The following is a 23,535-nucleotide window of genomic DNA, read 5'->3' on the forward strand; positions in this document are numbered from 1 at the left end:
ATTATTTCTTGATAATTTTTTGTACTTCAATAGTATCTCCTACCCATATTTTAAGTAATAATACACCTGAGTTCAGATCAGCTGTTTCAATTTGTCCCATTGTTGAATTGATTTCAACTTCTTTAAGTTTAACTCCATTAACATCCTGGATAACTACCTTATTAATTTCAGATCCACTTAAAGATTGAACATACATGATATTCTCAATAGGATTAGGATAAACCTTAAATGATTCGGATGAAAACACTACATTTCCAATATTGGTTGCCGTAGTAACTTTTATTTTACCTGCGCTTACCAATTCAGAAGTGTCCCAAACCAATCCTTCACCGGGTGTTTCAGGAATAATAGCTTCGAATTCACCACTAATATTTGAACCGTTAACAATAACAAATTCATCTCCGGCCTGATAAGGAGTGTCCGTTTTTTCAATCAACTCCAGAGTACCATTTAACTCGATAAGATTATTGCTCGCTCTGATTAAATGACAACTGCTATTACTGTTATATACTTCTATTTGAAGTTTACTACCTGAACGGAATATAACATTACCCCTTAAACTAAGTCCAGTAAGGGTTTGCGAATCCATTAAACCAGGTACAATACATCCACCGGAATTAACAGTCACGGATCCGTTAACACCTCCCATACCCGTTAAATATCCATCAGAATTAATGGTCACTCTGCCTGTACCTGTGGCACTTCCTCCAATGTTACGGGCAATTAAATAACCTTCATCAATTACAGTACCCCCTGAATAGGTACTTTGACCGCTTAAGGATAGAGAACCCGTACCCACTTTTCGCACAGAATAACCTTCAATCACTCCACTGTACCTACAGTCAATATTTTTACTACCAATTACCCATCGCTCGTCGAACAATCTTGAACTTGACGGCCCGGTTAATGCTCCAATTTCAACAGTTGTTGCTACATTATCACCTCCTGTAGTACCTGTTCCTCCGTGATACATTCCCATGCTATTACCAAGGTTAACGGTTGCATTACCATAACCATACGAATTAGCAATACGGAAACGAGTGTCTGCAGGGCCGGTAATGTTGATGGTTCCAGTAAAATTAGACCAATTACCAAAAAACACATTCCGATCGATAGTACCGTTCAGGCGTACATTAAATGTACCTGAGCCTGTTAGTGATCCCCGGTAGTTACATCTGTCATCAGTGTTAAAGGTACCTACTCCTTCGGCGGGAACAATTAGGTTATTGGTAAACTCGGTATAACCTCCCATGGCCATTGATAAGGTTCCGTCTTCGAAATAAATATCACCATTAATCCCTTCAACATTTGCTAACTCACTACCTAGCAACAGTTCACCTTTTTTAATAAATACATCACCAACAAATGAATTGTTGTTTTTAAACGTTAATGTTCCAACTCCTGTTTTTACTAAATCAGCAGATCCGGCTACTACTCCTTCTACAATAAAAGCTCCACTTGTATAGGTAATATCGATTGTATCTGAAGCACCGCCAAGTGTTAGACCTTTATCAGTCAATGACAATGCTGATCCGATATATTTCAATTTCGAATCATTAATTTCAAATTGCGAAGGATGGATTGATGTATTGGCTCCAATAGAACTGTTCACTCCAGCTTCTTTAATACTATTCACTTCAAATGTACCCCCATTAACTACTGTTTTTCCGGTAAAACTATTATTGGTTGTGATAGTAAGTTTTCCATTTCCATTTTTCTCAAGAGAACCTGTACCGCCAATATTACCTGATCCGGTAAATGAATAATCCCCGTCGTTGACGTTAACAGTAATACCTCCAACAGGCAAATCTCCTTCAATTGTAACCGTTGAATTAGCTAACCCGGTATTATCAAATAAAACAGTATCGTTTGCTACGAATGTTACAGATTCATCATTCAATAACCAGCCTTGAGTTGTTTGTAAATCCCAAACACCATAGTCTCCACTCCATTTAATATTTTCTACACTTCGGGCTCCTTCAATAAGAAGAAAGATAGTGTTAATAGAATCCTTTAAAGTAGTTTTCTTACCTGCCAAGCCTTGAATATCAATATTACTTAATTCTCCGGTTAATTGTCCGGTATAAGCAATAAGCGGATATTCTCCTGGCTTAATTATTTCGTCAGCTTCAATAATATTTAAAGCAATATCTTCCTCGATTGATAAGTTACCATCAATTATTATTTTATCCGAAGGTTTTGTTACTCCTGTAGAATCGTCTGTTAATTCGAAGTTTAGCTGAACTGAATTAGAAATCACTACATCACTGCCAACCTGCAATGTTCCAACTTCTCCCAATGCTCCGGGTGAAACCTGAGCACCTTGCATTAATGTTAATGATTTAGAGATTTTACCTTTTCCACCAATCTCTGCACCTGGATAAACCACTACATCAGTTTGGGTAATGGTGTCATTAACAAATACAGCACCTTCTTCAACATTCGTAATTCCTGAATAGGTATTAAATGTATTTATTGAAAGGGCTCCATATCCGGCTTTTACAATTCCGGTAGTTCCGGATAAACCTCCATCTCCGTTAAAGTAATAATTTACAGGACTTATCACTTTAACCACTGAGGGTTGTAAATCGCCAATCAGTGTTATTGTTGTATCAGGATTACCTGAAATATCAAATAATACATCACTTCCTTGCGTAAATACCCCATCAGTGTTACTTACGTTCCAATTGGTTGATTGATTTATATCCCAAACGTTATCTTGCCCGTCGCCTTTCCATATACAGTCAGCTGTTTGAATTGGCGGTGTTGGAGGGGTAGTCATATCCGCTCCCAAATAATAATCAACCATATGTGATTGCATATACCCTTTAATGGTCATACAATTACGATATGCCGGATTATGAGGAAGTGTGTAGATTCTATGCTGAGTTTCATTAGGAGTGGTGAAAATGATCAGCTTTGAAAAATCGCTGCTGGTAAAAATCACCTCCTCTCTCCAGTCACCAAAAATATCACCGTAAAACATAGGAACGGCTCTGGCACTTCCGGTTGCACTATGATAATGCCAGGCAGTTAGCAATCGGCTTACACTTTTAGTTTGGTAATGATATTTTTCAAACTTACTATCGTTAAGGTTCTCACTTAATAAATCACCGTCCCACCAAATACGAAGGTTAGGATAAGGATAGGTTGATCCAACATACTCATTACTTGGACCATTATACAATCCACCAAATTGCCATACTTCATATCCGGGTTTAGTTGGATCCAGATCACCCACAGAGCCACGGCCCACATCTCCTGCGCTACCATCAGGTGTTGTATGCTTCCATATTAATTCTCCCTTGGTTGCATCGTAATAGTAATCTAAAATTGAATTGTATTGCTGAATACCATACCCTTGTAATCCGGGACGTGTAGGATCTAATTTACCCACAAACCAACGATCTCCATGCTCAATACCCTGATCACCTAAATTGTATAAGAGCGAACCATCTTCACCTTTTAGCACAAAACCACACTGACCAACATCATCAATTCCGTCTCCGTTAACATCTATTATGCGCATTTGATGTCCGTCACTACCGCTTCCGTAACTATTACCAAATGGCATATTGGTTTTCCATTTTAGGGTAATATTAGTACCATCAAAATCCCAGGCGCATGCCAAACGATTAAACGAACCATCAGAATTTCGGTTCTTCATAAAAGTAACCAAACTTGGTGTAACACCATTTAAATAGCCAATACCCATGCTGCAAGCCAATGGGCCCACATTAATATAATTGTTTGGTATTTCAGCACGAGCTCGTTCTGCCCCGGACATACCATCCACTACTGATACAAACTGCACATTATTATTGCTATGCTCAAGTACTCCATCATCGCCAAAGACAACTCCATTAGCTGTTCTTAATAACACTTCAGCCTTACCATCGCCGTCCATATCATAAACTGTTACACCATCCCAGTGGCCCACATCAATGGTTGAAGATCCGGGTGATATATTATCCATATTGGTACTATTTGGCCCCATATCGATAGACCACAAACGTGTTCCATCAATCTTATAAGCTTCAACCTGACAGCCTCCACCACCAAAATCTAACCTATCAAGAACATATTCATACTCTCCGTCTCCATCTAAATCGCCTACCCATACAAAATGAATTTGTTTATTTCCTTGCAAAGGAACCACAATACAAGGCTCAGCTACTGTATTAGCCTTTAAAGTAAACGAAGCGCTGGCCTCCTGCTCAACTCCATTTAAAACAGGTACAACATAATAGGAGTTGTTTACCGATGAATTCAGTGCATTATCAGTAAAATTAGTTCCTTGCTCCAATACAGAACTATTAAGCTTTTGAGCTTCACCCGATCCGGCAATTTTGTAAACATCAAAACCAATATTCCATGGTTCGGTTCCGAGTAAACGCCAACTAACTAAAGCACTATTGGTACCTGTACGGGTAACAACAACACCTCTACCTAATTGTTCCATTTGCCGTTGAGCTTTGATTACTCCCAAGCTGGCTATTAATAGAGTAAAAACAATAAGAATTCTTGACTTCATTATTCATTGAAATTAGTGAATCGTTTATAATAACGACCTGATTTAAGAAGTCACAATATTAGGAAGTATAGCACCAAAAGCGTTATCAAATAACGACATCAACCTATCAAATGATGACACAAGGCTACATAAAACACAACATTACCCTTTCATTACCAAATCCTTACTAACCTATTCTTTTTTGATAAGCACTTGGTGATTCTCCAAACAGTTTTGTGAAGGTTCTGGAGAAATTTGAAGCTTCAGAATAGCCAATCAAAAATGCTATTTCGGCGATGGTATGCTTTTTTGTTTGTAATAATTCTTTTGCCTTTTTCATCCTTTGACCTGTTATTACCTCGTGTACTGTTTGATCAGTTAAGGCTTTTACTTTACGATAAAGTTGTCGTTTACTAATTGCCATCATATCAGCTAGCATATCCGGTCCAAATTGAGCGTTTTGCATATTCTCATCAATCAGCCCAATTAAAGTCTTTACAAATTCATACTCAGCAGAATTAACTGAATCTTTTTGAATCTCTTCAGGGTTATTTTTTGATAAATATTCCTTAAAAACACTTCTGCTTTTCAGGAGACTCTGAATTTGATTCATTAATAATTTACTATTGAAAGGCTTTTCATGATAGATATCTGCGCCTTTCCCATATGCCTCAATCTGAACTTCTTCACCACCTTTAGCTGTTAAAAGGATGATGGGCACATGACTTGTTCTTTTATCGCTTTTTATTTTCTGACAGAATTCCATTCCACTCATACCGGGCATCATCACATCAGAAATTATCAAATCCGGAACTTCATTTATAGCAATATTCAATGCCGATTCTCCATCAGAGGCTGTACTAACATTGAAATAAGGACTTAGTATATCCTTCAGATAATTCACTATTTCCTGATTATCATCCACCAACAACACCCAATTCTTTTCATCATCGGCTGTACTTTTATTAACATGCAATTCTAACTCAGAATTGTTTTCAGGTTCTACATTCGTTAATCTATTGGTTATCAGTTGTAATTTTAGATTTACTATAAAACGGCTTCCTTTAGGATGATTGTCTTCAATACGAATAGAACCTTGCAGTTTTTCAACCAGTTTTTTTACTATTGACAGCCCAAGTCCAACGCTGTCTCCTTTAAAAGGCTTAATACCCTTTCGTTGATAAAACTGATTAAACACCTGTTCTTTCTCTTCATCGGGTATACCAATTCCTGAATCGCTAACTTCTATAAGTACATTATACGATTCTTTTACCGTATTGAGCTTAACAACCAGATTCACAATTCCATTATCGGGAGTGTATTTAATGGCATTTGACAGCAGATTTGTCACAATCTTTTGAATTTTGTCTTCATCAAAAACACAAAATATATGAGACTGACCAGTTGAATACAAAAGTTGTATACCTCTTTTCTGAGCCTGATCGACAAACGAATTATACACCTGACGAATAGAAACCAGAAGATCGCCTTCTTTAGTATCTCCCTTTAAATCTGAATCGATTTTACTGAATTCAAGAAGTTGGTTCAACAATTGCTTCATGCGCTTCGAATTCTGTAACATCATCTTTAAAATACTTCTCTCCGATTCCTTTGTTACATTACCCGAATAAATCTGCTCCAGAGGATCAATAATAAGAGATAAAGGTGTTCTCAACTCATGAGAAATAAGTTTATAAAATTCTGTTTTTTCTTTATTTATGGCCTGTACTTGCTCTTTTTTTAATTTCTCTACTAGCAGTTGATGTTTTAACCTTTCTCTCCACCTTACAAAATGCAAGATGAAACCAATTGAAAGCAGCATTAGTGCAATGTAGCCTGTGTAAGCCCAGTTGGTTTTCCACCATGGGGGAAGGACTACTATTTCCAACGTATCCGGAACCGGATTCCAAATACCATCGCAGTTAGATGATTTTACTTTAAAAATATAATTACCCGGTGCCAGATTTGAATAACTTGCCACACGATGAGATGCATCCACCAAAACCCAATCATCATCAAATCCTTCTAACATATATTCATATTGATTACTCTCAGGATTTGAATAATGCAATCCAACAAATCCAACTCCCAAGGTCTTAACTGAATGATCAATACGTATTGACTTTGTATTTAAAACGGACTCAGTAAGTAATACTTTTCCATTAACCAACTCGTTTACTGAAACTTTCTCGTTGTTAATTCTTATTTCATTGATAAGCGTATTAGACAGAAACAAATTATCCTGAATACTATCTGGATTGAAAACCGTTAAGCCTTTACTTCCTCCAAAAAACATTCTTTTATTTTTTGCACTATATTCGCTAGCATTATGGCTAAATTCATTCCCTTGCAATCCATCTGAAACAGTGTAAGTTCGTAAAAGCATTCCTCCCTTCTCATCAAAAGAAATTTTGGTTAAACCTTTTTTATGACTTACCCATATATTGTTTTCATCATCAAATTCAATTCCCATAATTAAATCATCCGGAAAACCTGTTTCTCTATTAATAGAAAATAATTCATTTGAATCAGGGTTAAGTCGGCATAGTCCTTTATTAGTGCCAATCCACATTAAACCATTCCTATCTTCTTTAATCTGATGAATAACATTACTGGGAATAGATGATAACGTATTGTTGACGTAACGGTATTCTCTAATTTTATTTAGTTGCCCATTCTGTTTGAAGTCTTTCTTTCTCTCCAATACACTAATGCCTCCCCCCTCGGTTCCAACCCATAGCCAATTACGACTATCTTCAAAAACGCACCTGACCTTGTTACTATTTAATAAGCTATCTGACTGATATGCTACAAACTCATCTTTATGCCTATCGTATCTTGCCAGGCCATTAAAAGTTGCAATCCATAACACATTATCATGATCTTCCATCATCCAATAAATAGAATTATGAGGCAAATAAGGAGGCACAAACTTCGAATAAGATCGAAAAGTACCACTAACAGGAGAAAACTTACTCAAGCCTCCTCGCGTACCTATCCAAACATCACCTTCAAAATCAGCAAATAAACATCTAATTCTATTATCAATCAACGATCTATCATCATCTAATTGAGAAGTATAATGGCTATAGGTACCCGATTTATCAATTTTAGTCACGCCTTTATTCGTTGTTCCTACCCACAAATTTCCATCCTTATCTTCCAGAACAGCCCTTACCACATTATCAACCAACGAATTTGAATTAAATGGTATTGATTTATAATGATAAAAGGGCTTGGCTCCAATATCGGCTTTGTTCACGCCACTGCTTTCTGTCCCCACCCATATTATTCCACTTTCATCAATAAATAAATCAGTTAAATTTTCATCATTAAGGCCATCATCATCAAAAAGAGTTTTGTAATATCGCTTGGTTGAACCATCGTGAAATGTTGCCAGTAAAATACTGTCTTTTTCATTAATAAACCACTCCGTATCACCATACAACTCTGTTCTGTAAATACTTCTAGCTAATCCATCAGTTACTTCCTGCGACACAGAATCAATTACAACTGTTATGAATTTATCTTGATTATAGTTATAAACAGAATATGATCCATTACCATCAGTCACCCAGATTTTATCATTTGAATCAAGATAAATATTACTTATGCGATTACTGATTAAACCGTTTTCATCACTGGCACTGGCATAAAAAGATTGAAATGAATAACCATCGTACTTTGAGACGCCTTCCCAGGTGGCAAACCACATAAAACCATACTTATCTTTTACAATTCCATTAATGGTATTTTGAGATAAACCATCTTCAACAGTAATATGAGTAAACCTTAAATTTTTCTCCATAGAGAAAACAGGACTCAAATGATTGAGAAAAGAAACTAGAATTATCCAGCAACTTGCCATTAATTGCACCTTCCTTTTATCTTTTCCAATATGTGCTAATTCTGTTTTTACAAACATTTAATCGTTAGGTTTATAAAGTATTTATTGGCGACACAAATTATAACAACTAGTTTATTAGATCTTTAGTAAAGATATTAAAGCTCCTCATAAATCATTTTACTGGTCATCCCGCCATCAATAATCAGGTTAGTTCCATTGATAAAGTTATTACCTGCTTGTGTTAAATACAAACATGCCTTAGCAATATCTTCAGGTTTACCAACTCTATTGGACAAATGCTGAACATGATCTGCTTCATCCAATTGAGAATAGTCTCCTGTTTCGATCCAACCTGGACTTATACAATTAACCTGAATATTATCCTTGCTAAAAGAGGCAGCCATTGCATGAGTTAAAGCCACTATCCCACCTTTAGAAGCTGCATATGCTTCCGAATTAGGCTCCGACATTAATGCTCTTGTAGAAGCAATATTAACGATACTTCCAACCTTATTCTTTCGCATTAACTTAACCGCTTCCCTTGAACACAAAAATACGCTTCGCAGGTTGGTATTTATCACCTCATCCCATTGGTCAACCAATAATTCAAAAGGAGAAGTAAATTTCGATATGCCGGCGTTATTTATTAATATGTCTAAACGATCAAAATCCTTTCTGATTTTTTCAAATAAATCTTCAATATCAAATGGTTTACTAACATCAACATGAAAAGCAAAAGCCTGACCACCGAATGATTTAATTTCTTCTACCACTATTTGTGCAGCAACTAAATCTTTATCAACAATTAAAACAATAGCTCCTTGTTGACCATATTCTTTAGCAACACTTTTGCCTATTCCATTTCCACCTCCGGTTATCAGAGATACTTTATTTACTAAATCCATAGCCTGTCTCATGTTATAACTCGAAAGATAATACATTAAACCTTAAGAGTCGCAATAAAGAATCTATTGCTTATTTAGTAACTTTTTATATCTTCATTAAGCAATTAAATACCAGACTATGAAAAAATTAGCTTTATTTCTATTAATCCCCCTTCTGTATCAATGTCATCATCCGCAAACTTTCCCTCAAGTATTACCTGAGGAAGTTGGTTTAAATCCTACTATTAGCAATAGCATAGATACAGCTATGCAAAAATATATCGACAACAAACAGCTTGCCGGTATCACAACAATGCTGGTGAAAGATGGCAAGTTAATCCAACAAAACGCTTATGGCTGGGCTGATATTGATAACCAAATACCAATGACAGAGAAGAGTATTTTTCGTATCTATTCAATGACTAAAAGTATTACCTCAATGGCATTGATGAAGCTTTATGAAAAAGGTCTTTTCCAATTAGATGATCCGGTTGCAAAATACATACACGAATTTGGTAACACTAAGGTGTTTAAAGACATGGAAAACGGTATGCCTGTATTGGTTGAGCAAAATCCTTCTATGACCATCCGTCATTTAATAACACACACTTCAGGACTTACTTATGGCTGGGCCCCTGATTCGTACGTTGATTCAGTTTACAGAGCTGATTCTCTTCTCTTATGGGACGAACTATTAGAGCCTAAAATAAAACGTCTTGCTAAGGCTCCTTTAAAATTCCAACCTGGCGAAAAATGGGAATACAGTGTTTCAATTGATGTATTAGGCTACCTGATAGAAGTCTTATCCAAACAGAAATTGGATGTCTTTCTTTCCGAAAATATTTTTGTTCCTCTTAAAATGGAGGATACAGGTTTTGCTGTTCCAAAAGAAAAGATAGATCGGTACACTGCAGTCTACGCACCTGATAGTGTTAAGGGTATTAAAAGCCTGGAAAGCATCGAAGATAGCAGATTTACTAAACCGGCCGTATTTTTAATGGGAGGCGGAGGATTACAATCAACAATGATGGATTATGCTCGCTTTTGTCAAATGATATTAAATAAAGGAGAACTTGATGGTGTAAGAATTTTTAAACCTGAAACCATTGCCTTTTTATACGATAATCAAATGCCTGATAGCAAAGAAGCATGGAATAACACAGGTTGGACAATCGGGTATAAGCTTCAATTAGTAGACAATCCAGAAGGAAGTTATCCATACAAAGGCGAAATTTCATGGGAAGGAGCTGCAGATACCCATTTTTGGATCGATGTTAAAAACAATGTCATTGGATTAGCCTTTACCCAAATGATGCCAGGGAACACAACATCTTTTCATAAAGACTTTAAAGAAATAGTTTACAATGCCATGCAATAAATAAAGCAACCTTTTAGTTTCATCAGCATCTATTAAATATGAGATGCTTCATTCATACCATATTACTATTAATAGTTGTATTGCTATTTTCAGGATGCAAGAAAGATGATGATAAAGAAACACCATCAGAATGCGATCAAACTGTAATTATCAGTAACGAAGAATATCAGAATGCTCCTGATGATTTTTTAACCATTGTAAGTGCTAAGATTCAAAATAATTGTTTGATAATAAATTTTGGTTCAAGTGGTTGCGATGGCTCCACCTGGGTTGTTAAATTAATTGACTCAGAAGCGGTAGCTGAATCCTATCCGCCACAGCGCACATTGCGACTATCGTTACAAAATGAAGAACTTTGCGATGCCTATTTCACCAAGGAAATAAGTTTTAATATACAAGATTTACAAGTAGAAGGTAGTAGTGTAATTTTAAATATTGAAGAATTTATCCAACCTATACTCTATGAATATTAAAAAAATTTCAACTCTTCGACACTCGTATAACCCGCTGTTATCAAGGATTATCTATATAATAATAGGATTATTAAAAGATTAATTTTCAATAATTTATAAAATATAGTGGATAATCGAAATATTAGATTACCTTAGCACCATATTTTTAATAAGCAAAAGATGAATAAAGGAAAAGTAAAATTCTTCAACGACGCTAAAGGTTTTGGTTTTATCGCTGAAGATAATGGTAAAGAGCATTTCGTACATGTTACTGGTTTAATCGATGAAATTCGTGAAGGTGACGAAGTTGAATTTGAATTAACCGAAGGTAAAAAAGGTATGAATGCCGTAAATGTGAAAGTAGTATAATCTATATAACGTATTTACTTACAATACCTGGAAAGGCGTATCTGACAATCAGATACGCTTTTTTTGTGATTATTTTTTACTTGATTTACTTAAATCTGTCATCCGACCGGAGCTTATCAACCTGAAGGTTAGACTGCCTGTCGAGCCAGCCTGCTTTGGTATTTTCTCTGTTATCGAATTTGGCAAAAAACGGTTTGATATCCAACAACGGAGTTCCATCCAGCACATCTATCATTTTTATATGAATGATATTTTTTTCAATCGAGAGCAGCTCAACCGTTGATAAACCAATGGCATTAGGACGTTTGGGTGATTTGGTAGCAAATATTCCATGTTCAACAGTATCCATAAATGGCTTCACCTTAAGTTGGAACCCGCTAATTTTATGAAAATGATAAAATAAAGTGATGTGAGAAAACTCTTCTAAATCGAGAAGGCCTTCCTCAAATTCAGGATAAATCTCTATGGTTCCCTCCACGTTTTCAGCAGCTTTGGGTTGTATAGGCATATTTTCTATCGATTGAAACGGAGTATGTATAATACCGATTGGTTGTAATTCAATGATTGATCTACTCATAGATTTAAATTTGAAAATTAGAAGGATCAGATGCTGAACAGGGATTGCAAGGTACATATATCTGACCTTTAATCCTTAAAAAGGATGGAGAATTCATTTTACACTATTCCTGAAAATTGAATTTTCTTTCGAATAGATTGCCGAACCGATTATTAATCAGATGGCTCGATTAATAATTATGCATATTGAAAAATATCATCCAAGCTGATGGTCATTACTTTATCTGCTGCAGATAGCTTTGATAAGTTAATCATTGCTTTCGCTACTATTATCCCTTCTATTCCACGATATTTTCTCAATCCGGGAATAAACTTAACAATTGAATTTATCACCGCAATCCCCAATTCCTCACGTTTTCTTTTAGCAGGTCTTTCCCCCATTAAGCCACTAGGCCGTAGAATACATATCTTTTCGAAAGACAGTTGCTGAATTACCTCCTCCAGCTCTCCTTTTATTCTTAGATAAAAAGCCTTAGATTGGGCATTGGCTGACATTGATGAAACCAAAACATATTGTTTTACTCCGTTTTGCGCAGCTATTTTAGCAAACTCATGTTGGTAGGTATAATCAACTTTGTATTGCTGCTTTTTACTTCCGGCTTGCTTTAATGTTGTGCCCATAGCAGAAAAAAGCACATCACCCGTTATCTCATTTCTTATCTGATCAAGTTGATCGAAATCACAAATATATTCTTTCAATTTAAGGTTTGAATCCTCCAATGATCTTCGCGTAAATACCTTGACCACACTGTAAAAATCATCATTCAGCAATTGCTTAACCACATGTGATCCTACTAAACCGGTAGCTCCTATAACAATTGCCGTTTTTCCCATCTTAATCTTCGCTTTTAAATATAGGAATGCCAGCTGCATACCCAACTCCTACAATCGACACATTATATTTTGCCAGTAAGGAAATCATCTTTAAGCGGGCGTCAATCATGTAATTCTCGCGCGTATTTACTAAGAACAACGAACTCTCACCTGATTCAAAACGCTGCCTCTCAGCATCCAGCATTCGATTGTAATTTTTAACCACATCGGCATATAATTCAACTTGCTCCGATAAAGCCGTTTGAGTATTGTAATATTTAAGAAGCTTATTTTGAAGCTCTAAAAGTTTCTGACTCTGCTTTATTTCAGCATCCTGTATTTTAAATTTAGCTTGTTGATACGCTCCTCGTTCTTCTCGCAGAAAAACAGGCATACTAAAATTAAATCCCCACTTATAATTATTGATGGAATAACTCTGAAAAACGTTGCCTCCGTGCGCCTCGTTCAAAAAGTTATAATTCAGGTTTAACTTCGGTTTGAAGCTTTCTCGTTTTAATTTTCGATCTATTTCTAGAGAAGCCAGTTTGTAATCCATCAACTGCATGTCGGGATGAGAAAAACCCAGGTTATTCAACAAAATATTCAATGAATCGGATGAAATTCCATCAGCCTTATTTGCAGCAGCATAAACAGGCGGATGCATCTCTTCACTAATATTTAATGGTACTCCGTTCTCGAACCATAGGTAATTCGATAACTCAAGGGTAACATTATCATATTTCAACTTCGCTCCTTTTTTGCTTAGCTGCCGGTTTTGTACAACAATATGGGCCTCCAAAGTATCAATGGCTGATCGGTCGCCAAATTCATGACTTCCTTTAATGGCTCTTAACCTAATCTGTGCCAATTCAACAGCTTCTTTGTATACTTGATACTCATTGTATGCAGCCACCCAATCCCAGTACTTTTTAACCGCATCAAAGTACAAACTAAGCATCATTTTTTCCTGCTCGGCCTTTGTCGACTGAGCATATAATTTTGCCTGCTTTAGTTCCGCTCTTCGCTTATCAATGACTAATCCCTTACCTACCGGCACCGAAATTCCAGCATACCATAATCCATCATCCGGAACAATATTCTGAGGATTGAGATTATATCCTCGGTTTTGATCAAACCCTGTTTTTAATTCAATACCGTACCAGGTAGGCACTTTTAATCCTGTACCTAATAAGCTGTAATATTCCTTATCATCGTAATATTTCTGATCGAGACCTGCAAATAGATATGGATCGAAATTACCACGAGCCTTTCTAACACCACTCTCTCCCTGACTTACAACTATTTGACTTTGTATAGACACAGGGTGATATTGCTCTACATACCAAAGTAATTGTTGTAAAGTAAAAACAGATGAGTCAGTTTGGGCTTTCAGCCACAATCCATTAAAAACTACTAATAGTGCTAATACGAAACGCTTACCGGTCATACTAAAAACTTATTTCTTCTTTTTTGCTGATGCATCTTTTTTATCCTGAGCGGTATAGTAATCAGGTGGAAATCCATTCATCTGACGCCATATCTCATACCAAACAGGTACATCTTTCAATAAAGCAATACCATCAGCTCCAGCACCTATTCTCAACTGCTCCGGCCATGCCACCTCTTCCTTGTCCTGTTCAACTAATATACGATATTTACCATTGTCACTTATAAAATTATCAATAGCAAATACTTTACCTCCAAAGGTACCGAAAGAAATATTAGGCCATCCACTGAAGACAATTGAAGGCCACCCATCAAACATAAATCGTACCTTGTCACCTACATGTAATAATGGCAAGTCAATAGGATCGACATACATTTCAACCGCCAACTCAAAATCAGCTGGCATAATACTAACTAAAGGATCGCCTTCTTTTACCGTTTCTCCAATACCACTGCGTATGGTTTTAGTAATATAACCATCCTGAGGTGCCGATACATAATACATACCGGTGCGAACCGAATAGTTCATGTACTGATTCTGCATCTTACTCAGTGTTGCCTCTGCATCGTACAGCGCCGACATTGCCGAATATTTATCTGATTCAGACTTACTCAGTTTCTCGCGATACTGGTTACGAATAGATGATAATTCTACCTTATAGTTAATCAGATTATTTCTGCTGGTAAGTAGTTTATTCTCGGCACTCACCATTTTGGCCTGTGTTTCCTGCATCTTCAGTTTGCGCGATTCTAACTCTGTCAGTGAGTTTAAACCATCAGCATATAACTTTTGCGTTCTTTCATACTGACGTTGAGCAATTTCATAATTGGTTTTACTGGCTTCGTAATCGATACTATCCGACTCAATTTTCAACACAGCCTGTTTTACATAGTTTTGAGTTTGCTCCAGCTTTAATCGTTGAGTCTGTGATAAGGCTCTGATCTGCTCGTCCAAGGCCTTAATCTTTTCCATGTAACTCTGAACAGCCATCTCTTTAGCCTCAATCTGATGCTGAGTTCGGCTTAACAGCTCCGGATCCATATATTCTGCTTTGGTCTCAGACAAAAACAAAATAGTATCTCCTCGTTTCACAAAATCACCCTCCTGAATATACCAACTCTCAATACGTCCTCCAATAACAGAGTGAATGGTCTGTGGACGTTGATCGGGTTTTAAAGCCGTTACATAACCTGTGGATCGTATATTTTGAGTCCATGGTAAAAACATAGACAGCAATAAAGCAAAGAAAAACAAATACAACAGCCTGGTAAATAGTTTACCTGCCATGTAATTTTTTACTAAGGCAAATGACTTCAGTTTGCTTTTATCAATCTTTGAAGCCACTTCTATATCTTGAGAAATATTTAGCATAGTTTATTTTGTTTGAAAAACGTTTTTATACCAACCCAAATGTTTCATTTTCTCATGTACTCCATCTGCTATTAATTCGCCTCTGTTCAGTACTAACACTCGTTCAAACAATTCAGCAACTGCCGGGTTGTTAGATGTAACAATAACTGTTGACTTCAGACTTAACACGTAAGTGATAAACTGATTTCGATCCGTTTCATTTAATTGATTTATTAAATCACCCAACAATATCAATCTGCTTTCTACCACAATACTACGAGCCATTATAATCTTTAGGCGTACACTTTTGGGAATATTCTTACCTTCAGCAATTAGCAGGGTATCATAACCTTCTTCCAATGAGTCGACATAAGAATTGAAACCCATGATAGCAGCTACTTTCTCCACATCAATCTTTGATATATTGGACTTTCCTAATGTGATATTTTCGAAAATTGTTCCGGCAAAAATCTCTGCTTTTGAGTAACAAGATCCTATTTCAGAACGCAGTTCATTATTTTTCCAGTTTTTCATCGAAACCTGGTTGAATAAAATATTACCACTATAACTGTCGTACATTCCACCCAAATGTTTCAATAGCATTGATTTTCCTGAACCGTTGAAACCAGATAAACAAATTTTCTCCCCTGGCTTAATAGTCAAATTCAAATCTTTCAACACTTCATTGGTTGAATCTTTGGTAAATGAATAACTTAAATTTTCAATATCAATATGAAATCCTTCTGATTTCGATAAATCAATATCTTCACCCAAATCACAATCCAATGGCATATCCGTTATTGATCCCATCTTTTCTACCGATGTTAATACATCATAAACAGTTTCAATTAGTGTCATCAGCTTTTCAACCGAAGTAACAATCATTAAAATTATAATCTCAGCTGCCACAAACTGACCAATGTTCATCTGTTGGTTAATCACCAGCAATCCGCCAACTATCAACAGACCAGCAATCATTATCACTTTAAAACTGATCAAGTTAACAAACTGAATAACCAATATTCGGAAATGATTTTTACGATACTTCAGATAACCGTAAACAGATTCATCCGTCTTTTCAAGAGGAAGATTTGAACTCGCGGCCATTTTAAAGGTATCCTGCGCACGTGCTAGTTCTTGAAGCCAATGAGCTACCTTATATTTGTAAGTCGATTCTTTTAAACTTGTTATCAAACCATTTTTGACTGTATATCTGAATATTACAAATACAATCAACAATAATATTGCACTATATAAAATAAAATATGAATGATAAATGGACAATAATATCATCCCAAACAAAACCTGTAGAATAGCAGATGAAAAATCCAATAGAATTTTAGAGATTCCCTTTTGAATGGTGAGGGTATCAAAAAAACGATTCATCAATTCAGGAGCATAATGTCCGTCTAAAGCACTCAGCTTGATACGCGGAATACGAAAGGCAAAATCAAAGGCTGAACGGGCAAACAGTTTCTGTTGTATATTTTCCGAAATGCTCATTTGCATCACCTGCATCACTCCATTCAATATCACCCCTAAAACCACAATAGTCACCAGTACAATCCATGAAGTTGAAACCTGTCCACCTGTTATCAGGTTGATAATTGCCTGTACACCTAAGGGAAGCGACAAAGAAACTAACCCATTAAAAATAGCATATATATAAATACTAAAAATATCTTGTTTATCAACTTTTAGCATCTTTATAAAACGCCTGAAAGGCAGTTTAACGTTGTACTCCATGTTTTATATTATTTAACTTATTACGCTTAAAGCCTTCATTATTTCAAAGCCCAATTTAAGCAAAATTTATACCAAATATGAACATATCATTAGCCAAACAAACCAATATTAATCATTGAATTTTATAATCATTTAAGGATCTAAGGCCCCTAACAATCAACATTAAGTATTTTTTATTAAATGATTTATAACTGACTCTGATTACATCCGGATCAATGATCTCGATCTAAGTTTAATAAACAATTAAACAAACATCTTGATTTTATAATTTATGTTAATTGTTGTAATATTAAGCTATCTAACTATACTACAACTCTTTTAAACCCGTATTATTTCTTTAATAGCACTATGAATTTACATCACAAAAATCTTATTATTACTTTAACATGTGTTTAACAGCCATCATTCAACTTATTTCCTCTTAATGTGTTTATTTTGTAGGTAATTGATAATTATGATCCAAAAAATCGCACATATACTAATGGCATTGTTACTGATGACTTCCACTATGGGATTTACAGTTTCGAAGCATTATTGTGGTACAAGATTAGTGGATGTAAGTATTAATAAAAAAGCCCAAAGTTGCTGTGGCAACGAAGGAACTTCCAAATGTTGTCATAACGAAACACATCATTTTCAGGTGGAAGATGACTTCAATTTGGTAATGGATGCTCAAATAAACGTTCCTTTTGTTTATATGGCTCCGGTACTCTTTCTTTTTACTGATATAATTGAAGAAGAAACTGAAGATTTCGTTGAAATTGTAGCTTCTCCACCACCGCCTGATCTAGGCATTCGCCTTTCTTTTCTTCAAAGTTATTTGAATTGATTCTCACAAGTTTATTAGTTTTTAGGCAGTAGGCAATAGATTGTTATTGCACATTGTTTATACACTTAAAATTGAGGCTTTATAATGGATTTACATGTTCTATTATTTGGTCCGTAGGTTAATATCAATTCAATAACCATATTATCATTTTGAAATGCTAAATAAAATTATCCGCTTTTTTCTGGAAAATAAGCTGGTAACATTACTGGTATTAGTGGTATTTATCAGCTGGGGAATCATTACATCTCCCTTTGGTTGGAATACCGGCTTCTTACCAAGCGATCCGGTACCCGTTGATGCCATTCCAGATATTGGCGAAAACCAGCAAATAGTTTATACCGAATGGCCCGGGAGGTCTCCACAAGATATTGACGATCAAATATCATATCCGCTAACATCGGCTCTGTTGGGTATGCCGGGTGTTAAAACCATTCGAAGCAACTCCATTTTCGGATTATCCAGTATCTACATCATTTTTGATGATGATGTAGAGTTCTACTGGAGCCGAACACGAATATTGGAAAAGTTGAACTCCTTACCATCCGGCACATTACCTGATGGAGTAGCACCGGCTTTGGGGCCTGATGCCACTGCTTTAGGTCAGATTTACTGGTACACACTGGAAGGACGTGATGAGCAAGGTAATCCTGCTGGAGGTTGGAATCCGCAGGAATTAAGAACTGTGCAGGACTACTACGTTAGATATTCCTTATCATCTGCCGAAGGTGTTGCAGAAGTAGCTTCCATTGGTGGATTTATTAAAGAATATCAGGTGGATGTCGATCCGTTTGCCATGAAAGGCTACGGCGTTAATCTGTCGCAAATAATAGCAGCGGTTAAAAACAGTAACCTTGATATTGGTGCTCGTACTCTGGAGGTGAACCGGGCCGAGTATCTGGTAAGAGCCATTGGTTATATTAAAAACATTGAAGATCTTGAAAAGAGTGTTGTAACCGTTAGAAATCATGTTCCGATTAGATTAAAAGACGTTGCTAAAATCAACCTTGGCCCTGCAACCCGACGTGGCGGATTAGATAAAGACGGTACTGAAGCAGTTGGCGGTGTTGTGGTTGCCCGATATGGTGCCAACCCCATGAAAACCATCGACAACCTGAAAGAAAAGATAGCTGAGATAGCTCCCGGCCTTCCTTCTAAAACATTGGACGATGGAACAATTTCGAAGGTAACTCTGGTTCCATTTTACGATCGTACGGGGTTAATCAAAGAAACACTGGGCACATTGGAAGAAGCTATCAGCCTGGAATTACTCATCAGCATACTGGTTGTAATTGTATTGGTCTTCAACCTGAGAGCTTCCCTACTAATATCCAGCTTACTGCCGTTAGGTGTGCTCATCACATTTATAACCATGCGACACTTTGGTGTTGATGCTAATATTGTAGCACTATCGGGTATTGCCATTGCCATTGGTGTTATGGTTGATGTGGGCGTGGTCTTTGTCGAAAACATTATAAGGCATCTTGATTTACCTGAAAATAAAGGGGCAAAGGGAAAACAACTCCGTCAGGTAATATACGTTGCCACAACAGAGGTAGCCGGAGCGGTTATCACTGCGCTGGCCACTACAATTATTAGTTTTTTACCGGTGTTTGCCATGGAGGCAGCCGAAGGTAAATTATTCAAGCCATTGGCTTACACCAAGTCGTTTACCATGCTTTCGGCTTTATTGATTGGATTGATTATCATTCCAAGTCTGGCAAATCTGATTTTTTCTTTAAGAACAGGTAAGAAGAAACATAAAACATTTACCAACATTGCTTTAATAGCAGCCGGAGTTGTATTGGCTATTATTTCAGGTAATTTAATTGCCTTGGCTATTTCTGCCTATGGTATTAATGGCTTACTATCACAAGTAAAACCTGCCATTTATGAGTGGTGGGGCAATTTTGCAAACATTGCCATCAGTTTGGTAGTAGTTGTCTTCTTCCTTACAAAAATTTGGATGCCATTAGGTGCCCAGAATTCTACATTTGCCAACTTCCTGTTTGTAATATTAATTGTTTCTGTGGTTCTGGGAGCTTTATCGCTGGTTATCTATTATTACGAGCGTATTCTAAGCTGGTGTTTGAATCATATTGCCACCTTCATTTCCGTACCTATAGTTATTATATTATTTGGTCTGATGGTATGGCAAGGCTTTGGTAAAGTTTTTGGTTTTATGCCAAAATTCATTCAAAACACAGGTGTTTACATTTCGTTGAGTGAAGAATTTCCGGGTATAGGTAAAGAATTTATGCCTACGCTGGATGAAGGTTCTTTTCTACTAATGCCAACAACCATGCCTCATTCAGGCATTGCTGAGAATCTGGATGTAATTCGCTTGCTCGATCAAGTAGTTAGTTCCATTCCTGAAGTTGAGTCGGTAGTTGGTAAATGGGGACGTGTAAATTCAGCCCTCGACCCTGCTCCAACTTCCATGTACGAAAATGTAATCAATTATAAATCGGAGTATATTCTTAACGATAAAGGACATCGTGAACGCTACAAGGTTGATAAGGATGAGAAATATTTTTTAGATCTGCAGCTATCAGAAAATGTATCTAAATACAGATACGATAAGGATACACATCAAATACAATTGTACGTTAATGATAAGTGGAAAAATGCTTCCTTATCAGAAAAAGAAGTAAAACGAATTGAAGCAAATATTGCTGATTATCTGATTACTGATAAAAATGGAGAGTATTTCAGACAATGGCGAGATGAAATTAAATCGCCCGATGATATCTGGAATGAAATCATATCAAAAAGTCAGATTCCGGGATTAACATCAGCTCCTAAGTTACAGCCTATTTCAACGCGTTTGGTGATGTTACAAACCGGAATGAGGGCCCCCATGGGAATTAAAGTCTTTGGGCCTAGTCTGGAAAGCATTGAACAAACGGGTTTGAAACTGGAAAATCTTCTAAAGAATGTTGAAGGTGTTAATCCTTCATCTGTATTTGCCGATCGTGTAGTTGGTAAGCCATACCTTGAAATGAAGATAGATCGTGATGCCATTGCCCGATATGGAATGAGCATAAGTCAGCTTCAAATGGTGATAGGAAGTGCTATTGGCGGAATGCCGTTAACTAACACAGTAGAAGGTCGCGAACGTTATCCTGTTCGATTGCGTTACGCACGTGAGTTTCGTGATAACCCCGAAGATCTGAAAAACATCCTGATACCGGTAAATAATGGAGCTCAGGTGCCACTGGGTGAGTTGGTCGAAATTCAGTATACCCGGGGACCACAGATGATTAAAAGTGAAGACACCTTCCTAGTCGGTTATGTCATTTTTGATAAAAAAGATGGTTTTGCCGAAGTGGATGTGGTAGAACAAGCTCAGGCTTATCTCAAAAATCAAATTGCAGAGGGTAATTTTGAATTACCAGCAGGTGTCAATTATAAGTTCACAGGTAATTATGAGAACCAAATAAGAGCAACCAAACGATTAAGTCTGGTGATCCCCATTTCGCTTATCATCATCTTCCTGATTTTGTATTTTCAATTCCGATCCGTTGTGTCGACAGCGCTTATTTTTTCAGGAATTATAGTGGCATTCTCAGGTGGTTTTATCATGCTTTGGTTGTACGCTCAGCCCTGGTTTATGGACGCTACTCTCGCCGGTATTAGCCTGAGGGATTTATTCCAGATAACACCCATCAACCTTAGTGTGGCTGTTTGGGTAGGATTTATTGCCTTGTTTGGTGTAGCCACCGACGATGGTGTGTTGATTAGTACCTATATTCAGCAATTACTGGAAAAACACAATCCTCAAAACAAAGCGGATTTGAAGAAGGTGATTCTCGAAGCCGGTTCCAAACGAGTTCGTCCGGCTATTATGACCACTGCCACTACCATTATTGCGCTACTTCCGGTTCTTACCTCAACCGGTAAGGGATCAGATATTATGGTGCCTATGGCCATTCCGCTATTCGGAGGAATGACCATCGAAGTCATCACCATGTTTGTGGTTCCGGTTCTGTATTACTTATGGAAATCAAAAACGATGAAAGGAGAAAACCATGAAACCAAATAAATTACGATATCAAACATTATTAAAAAGTGCATTGAGTATTCTTTTGATTCTATTGGGATGGGCTGGCAATAATGTATTGGCTCAGGACAATCTGGATCATTACCTGACGCTGGCGGCCGAAAACAATCCATCGTTAAAAGCTGCATTTAATAAATACATGGCAGCCTTGGAAAAAGCACCGCAGGTATCTGCCCTGCCCGATCCACAAATCGCTTTTGCTTATTTTATTCAGCCAGTTGAAACTCGCGTGGGGCCCCAGGAATTCAAAATATCGGCTTCGCAAATGTTTCCATGGTTTGGAACTTTGCAGGCTCGCGAAAATGCTGCTATAAGCAATGCTAAGGCTGAATATGAAATGTTTGAACAACAAAAATCAAAGTTGTTTCAGGAAGTAAAGGCCAACTGGTACAATATCTACTTCAACCAAAAAGCCATTGATATTACCCTGGAGAATATGACCATTTTGCAATCCTTTCGAGGTGTGGCAACAGCCAAAGTGGAAGCAGGCAAAGTATCGGCAGCTGATCAATATCGGATTGAGATGGAAATAAATGATCTTGAAAATGAATTGGCTCAGCTTAGAGATGCACAATCATTATTGACAACCAGCTTCAAGAACTTAATTGGCACCACATCTGAAATAGCTGTTGGCGATACTATTATTTCAACAGATTTACTTTTGAGAAAAGAGGCCATTATGGATTCCATCAAAGCTAAAAACCATGTTTTGCTTTCAATGGATTTAAACACATCTGCCCTTGAATATCAAAAAGAAGCAGCCCAAAAAGCCGGTGGTCCGAATTTTAGTATTGGTATCGACTACACTTTTATAGGTAAAGGAGAGAATAATCTTTCAGGAAAGGATGCCATATTGTTTCCAAAGATTGGTTTTAGCATTCCGCTGTATCGAAAAAAATACAAGAGTATAGTGCAGGAAGTGGTTTACCAGCAAGAAGCTGTAACCAACGACAAAAGCAATCAGACCAATATTCTGGAAAATATTCTGGAAAAAAGCTACAACGAAATGACGGATGCAGAACGTCGATTAAGGCTTTTCGAAAAGCAGCTATTACTATCATCCAAGTCATTGCGAATTATTGAGACCGAATATGCCAATCAAAACAGCAATTTTGAAGAGATGCTTCGAATGCAAAAACGTATGCTAAAATATCAATTGGAACTGGAAAAAGCCAGAACAGACAAACTGGCTTCTATTGCTTTTATTTACTACTTAATGGGCAAATAAGATTAGTCTGTTAGTAATTAGTCAGTAGATTTTTTTAATAAAA

14 protein-coding genes are annotated in these 23,535 nt (G+C 36.8%); 6 read left to right on the forward strand and 8 right to left on the reverse strand.

Translation table 11 applies throughout. From position 1 onward, the window contains the following. Position 1: 1 nt before the first annotated feature. The 3 genes from KEM10_RS19240 to KEM10_RS19250 all read right to left on the reverse strand — a co-directional run bounded on the left by KEM10_RS19240 (position 2) and on the right by KEM10_RS19250 (position 9,265). Positions 2 to 4,534 carry a rhamnogalacturonan lyase family protein gene (locus tag KEM10_RS19240; protein WP_212218253.1) on the reverse strand — a complete coding sequence of 1,511 codons (4,533 nt, stop codon included), beginning with the start codon at positions 4,532 to 4,534 and terminating at the stop codon, positions 2 to 4. 166 nt (positions 4,535 to 4,700) lie between these two features. Beyond that, on the reverse strand, positions 4,701 to 8,438 hold the full coding sequence (locus KEM10_RS19245) for a hybrid sensor histidine kinase/response regulator transcription factor (RefSeq protein WP_212218256.1): 3,738 nt from the start codon (positions 8,436 to 8,438) through the stop codon (positions 4,701 to 4,703). A gap of 77 nt (positions 8,439 to 8,515) precedes the next feature. Continuing rightward, on the reverse strand, positions 8,516 to 9,265 hold the full coding sequence (locus KEM10_RS19250; RefSeq protein WP_212218259.1) for an SDR family oxidoreductase: 750 nt from the start codon (positions 9,263 to 9,265) through the stop codon (positions 8,516 to 8,518). A gap of 118 nt (positions 9,266 to 9,383) precedes the next feature. Here KEM10_RS19250 and KEM10_RS19255 point away from each other — a divergent pair, with 118 nt between their 5' ends. The 3 genes from KEM10_RS19255 to KEM10_RS19265 all read left to right on the forward strand — a co-directional run bounded on the left by KEM10_RS19255 (position 9,384) and on the right by KEM10_RS19265 (position 11,443). Beyond that, positions 9,384 to 10,622, forward strand: coding sequence for a serine hydrolase domain-containing protein (locus KEM10_RS19255; protein WP_212218262.1), 1,239 nt, complete (start codon positions 9,384 to 9,386; stop codon positions 10,620 to 10,622). Between the two features lie 38 nt (positions 10,623 to 10,660). Next, positions 10,661 to 11,095 carry a hypothetical protein gene (locus KEM10_RS19260; RefSeq protein WP_212218265.1) on the forward strand — a complete coding sequence of 145 codons (435 nt, stop codon included), beginning with the start codon at positions 10,661 to 10,663 and terminating at the stop codon, positions 11,093 to 11,095. 159 nt (positions 11,096 to 11,254) lie between these two features. Beyond that, positions 11,255 to 11,443: a cold-shock protein gene (locus KEM10_RS19265; RefSeq protein WP_212218268.1), complete on the forward strand. Its 189-nt coding sequence runs from the start codon at positions 11,255 to 11,257 to the stop codon at positions 11,441 to 11,443. A gap of 85 nt (positions 11,444 to 11,528) precedes the next feature. Here KEM10_RS19265 and tsaA read toward each other — a convergent pair whose 3' ends face one another. The 5 genes from tsaA to KEM10_RS19290 form a co-directional block, all read right to left on the reverse strand. After that, positions 11,529 to 12,020: a tRNA (N6-threonylcarbamoyladenosine(37)-N6)-methyltransferase TrmO gene (gene tsaA / locus KEM10_RS19270; RefSeq protein WP_212218271.1), complete on the reverse strand. Its 492-nt coding sequence runs from the start codon at positions 12,018 to 12,020 to the stop codon at positions 11,529 to 11,531. A 176-nt stretch (positions 12,021 to 12,196) separates the two neighbouring features. Further along, positions 12,197 to 12,853, reverse strand: coding sequence for an NAD(P)H-binding protein (locus KEM10_RS19275; protein ID WP_212218274.1), 657 nt, complete (start codon positions 12,851 to 12,853; stop codon positions 12,197 to 12,199). A 1-nt stretch (position 12,854) separates the two neighbouring features. Next, entirely contained in the window at positions 12,855 to 14,279 is a 1,425-nt protein-coding gene (locus KEM10_RS19280; RefSeq protein WP_212218277.1) for a TolC family protein, read from the reverse strand. A gap of 9 nt (positions 14,280 to 14,288) precedes the next feature. Then, positions 14,289 to 15,650, reverse strand: a complete 1,362-nt coding sequence (locus KEM10_RS19285; protein WP_212218280.1) for an HlyD family secretion protein — start codon at positions 15,648 to 15,650, stop codon at positions 14,289 to 14,291. Between the two features lie 3 nt (positions 15,651 to 15,653). Then, positions 15,654 to 17,375, reverse strand: coding sequence for a peptidase domain-containing ABC transporter (locus KEM10_RS19290; RefSeq protein WP_212218283.1), 1,722 nt, complete (start codon positions 17,373 to 17,375; stop codon positions 15,654 to 15,656). Between the two features lie 454 nt (positions 17,376 to 17,829). Here KEM10_RS19290 and KEM10_RS19295 point away from each other — a divergent pair, with 454 nt between their 5' ends. The 3 genes from KEM10_RS19295 (at position 17,830) to KEM10_RS19305 (ending at position 23,492) form a co-directional block, all read left to right on the forward strand. Beyond that, a complete protein-coding gene (locus tag KEM10_RS19295; protein WP_212218287.1) occupies positions 17,830 to 18,204 on the forward strand; it encodes an HYC_CC_PP family protein in 375 nt (124 codons plus the stop codon). Positions 18,205 to 18,358: 154 nt separating this feature from the next. Then, positions 18,359 to 22,246: an efflux RND transporter permease subunit gene (locus KEM10_RS19300; protein WP_212218290.1), complete on the forward strand. Its 3,888-nt coding sequence runs from the start codon at positions 18,359 to 18,361 to the stop codon at positions 22,244 to 22,246. Then, positions 22,233 to 23,492, forward strand: a complete 1,260-nt coding sequence (locus tag KEM10_RS19305) for a TolC family protein (RefSeq protein WP_212218293.1) — start codon at positions 22,233 to 22,235, stop codon at positions 23,490 to 23,492. The genes KEM10_RS19300 and KEM10_RS19305 overlap by 14 nt, the downstream gene beginning before the upstream one ends. The last annotated feature ends 43 nt before the right edge of the window (positions 23,493 to 23,535 follow it).

Origin of the sequence: Carboxylicivirga linearis (assembly GCF_018271995.1) — a bacterium.
Lineage (GTDB): Bacteria > Bacteroidota > Bacteroidia > Bacteroidales > Marinilabiliaceae > Carboxylicivirga > Carboxylicivirga linearis.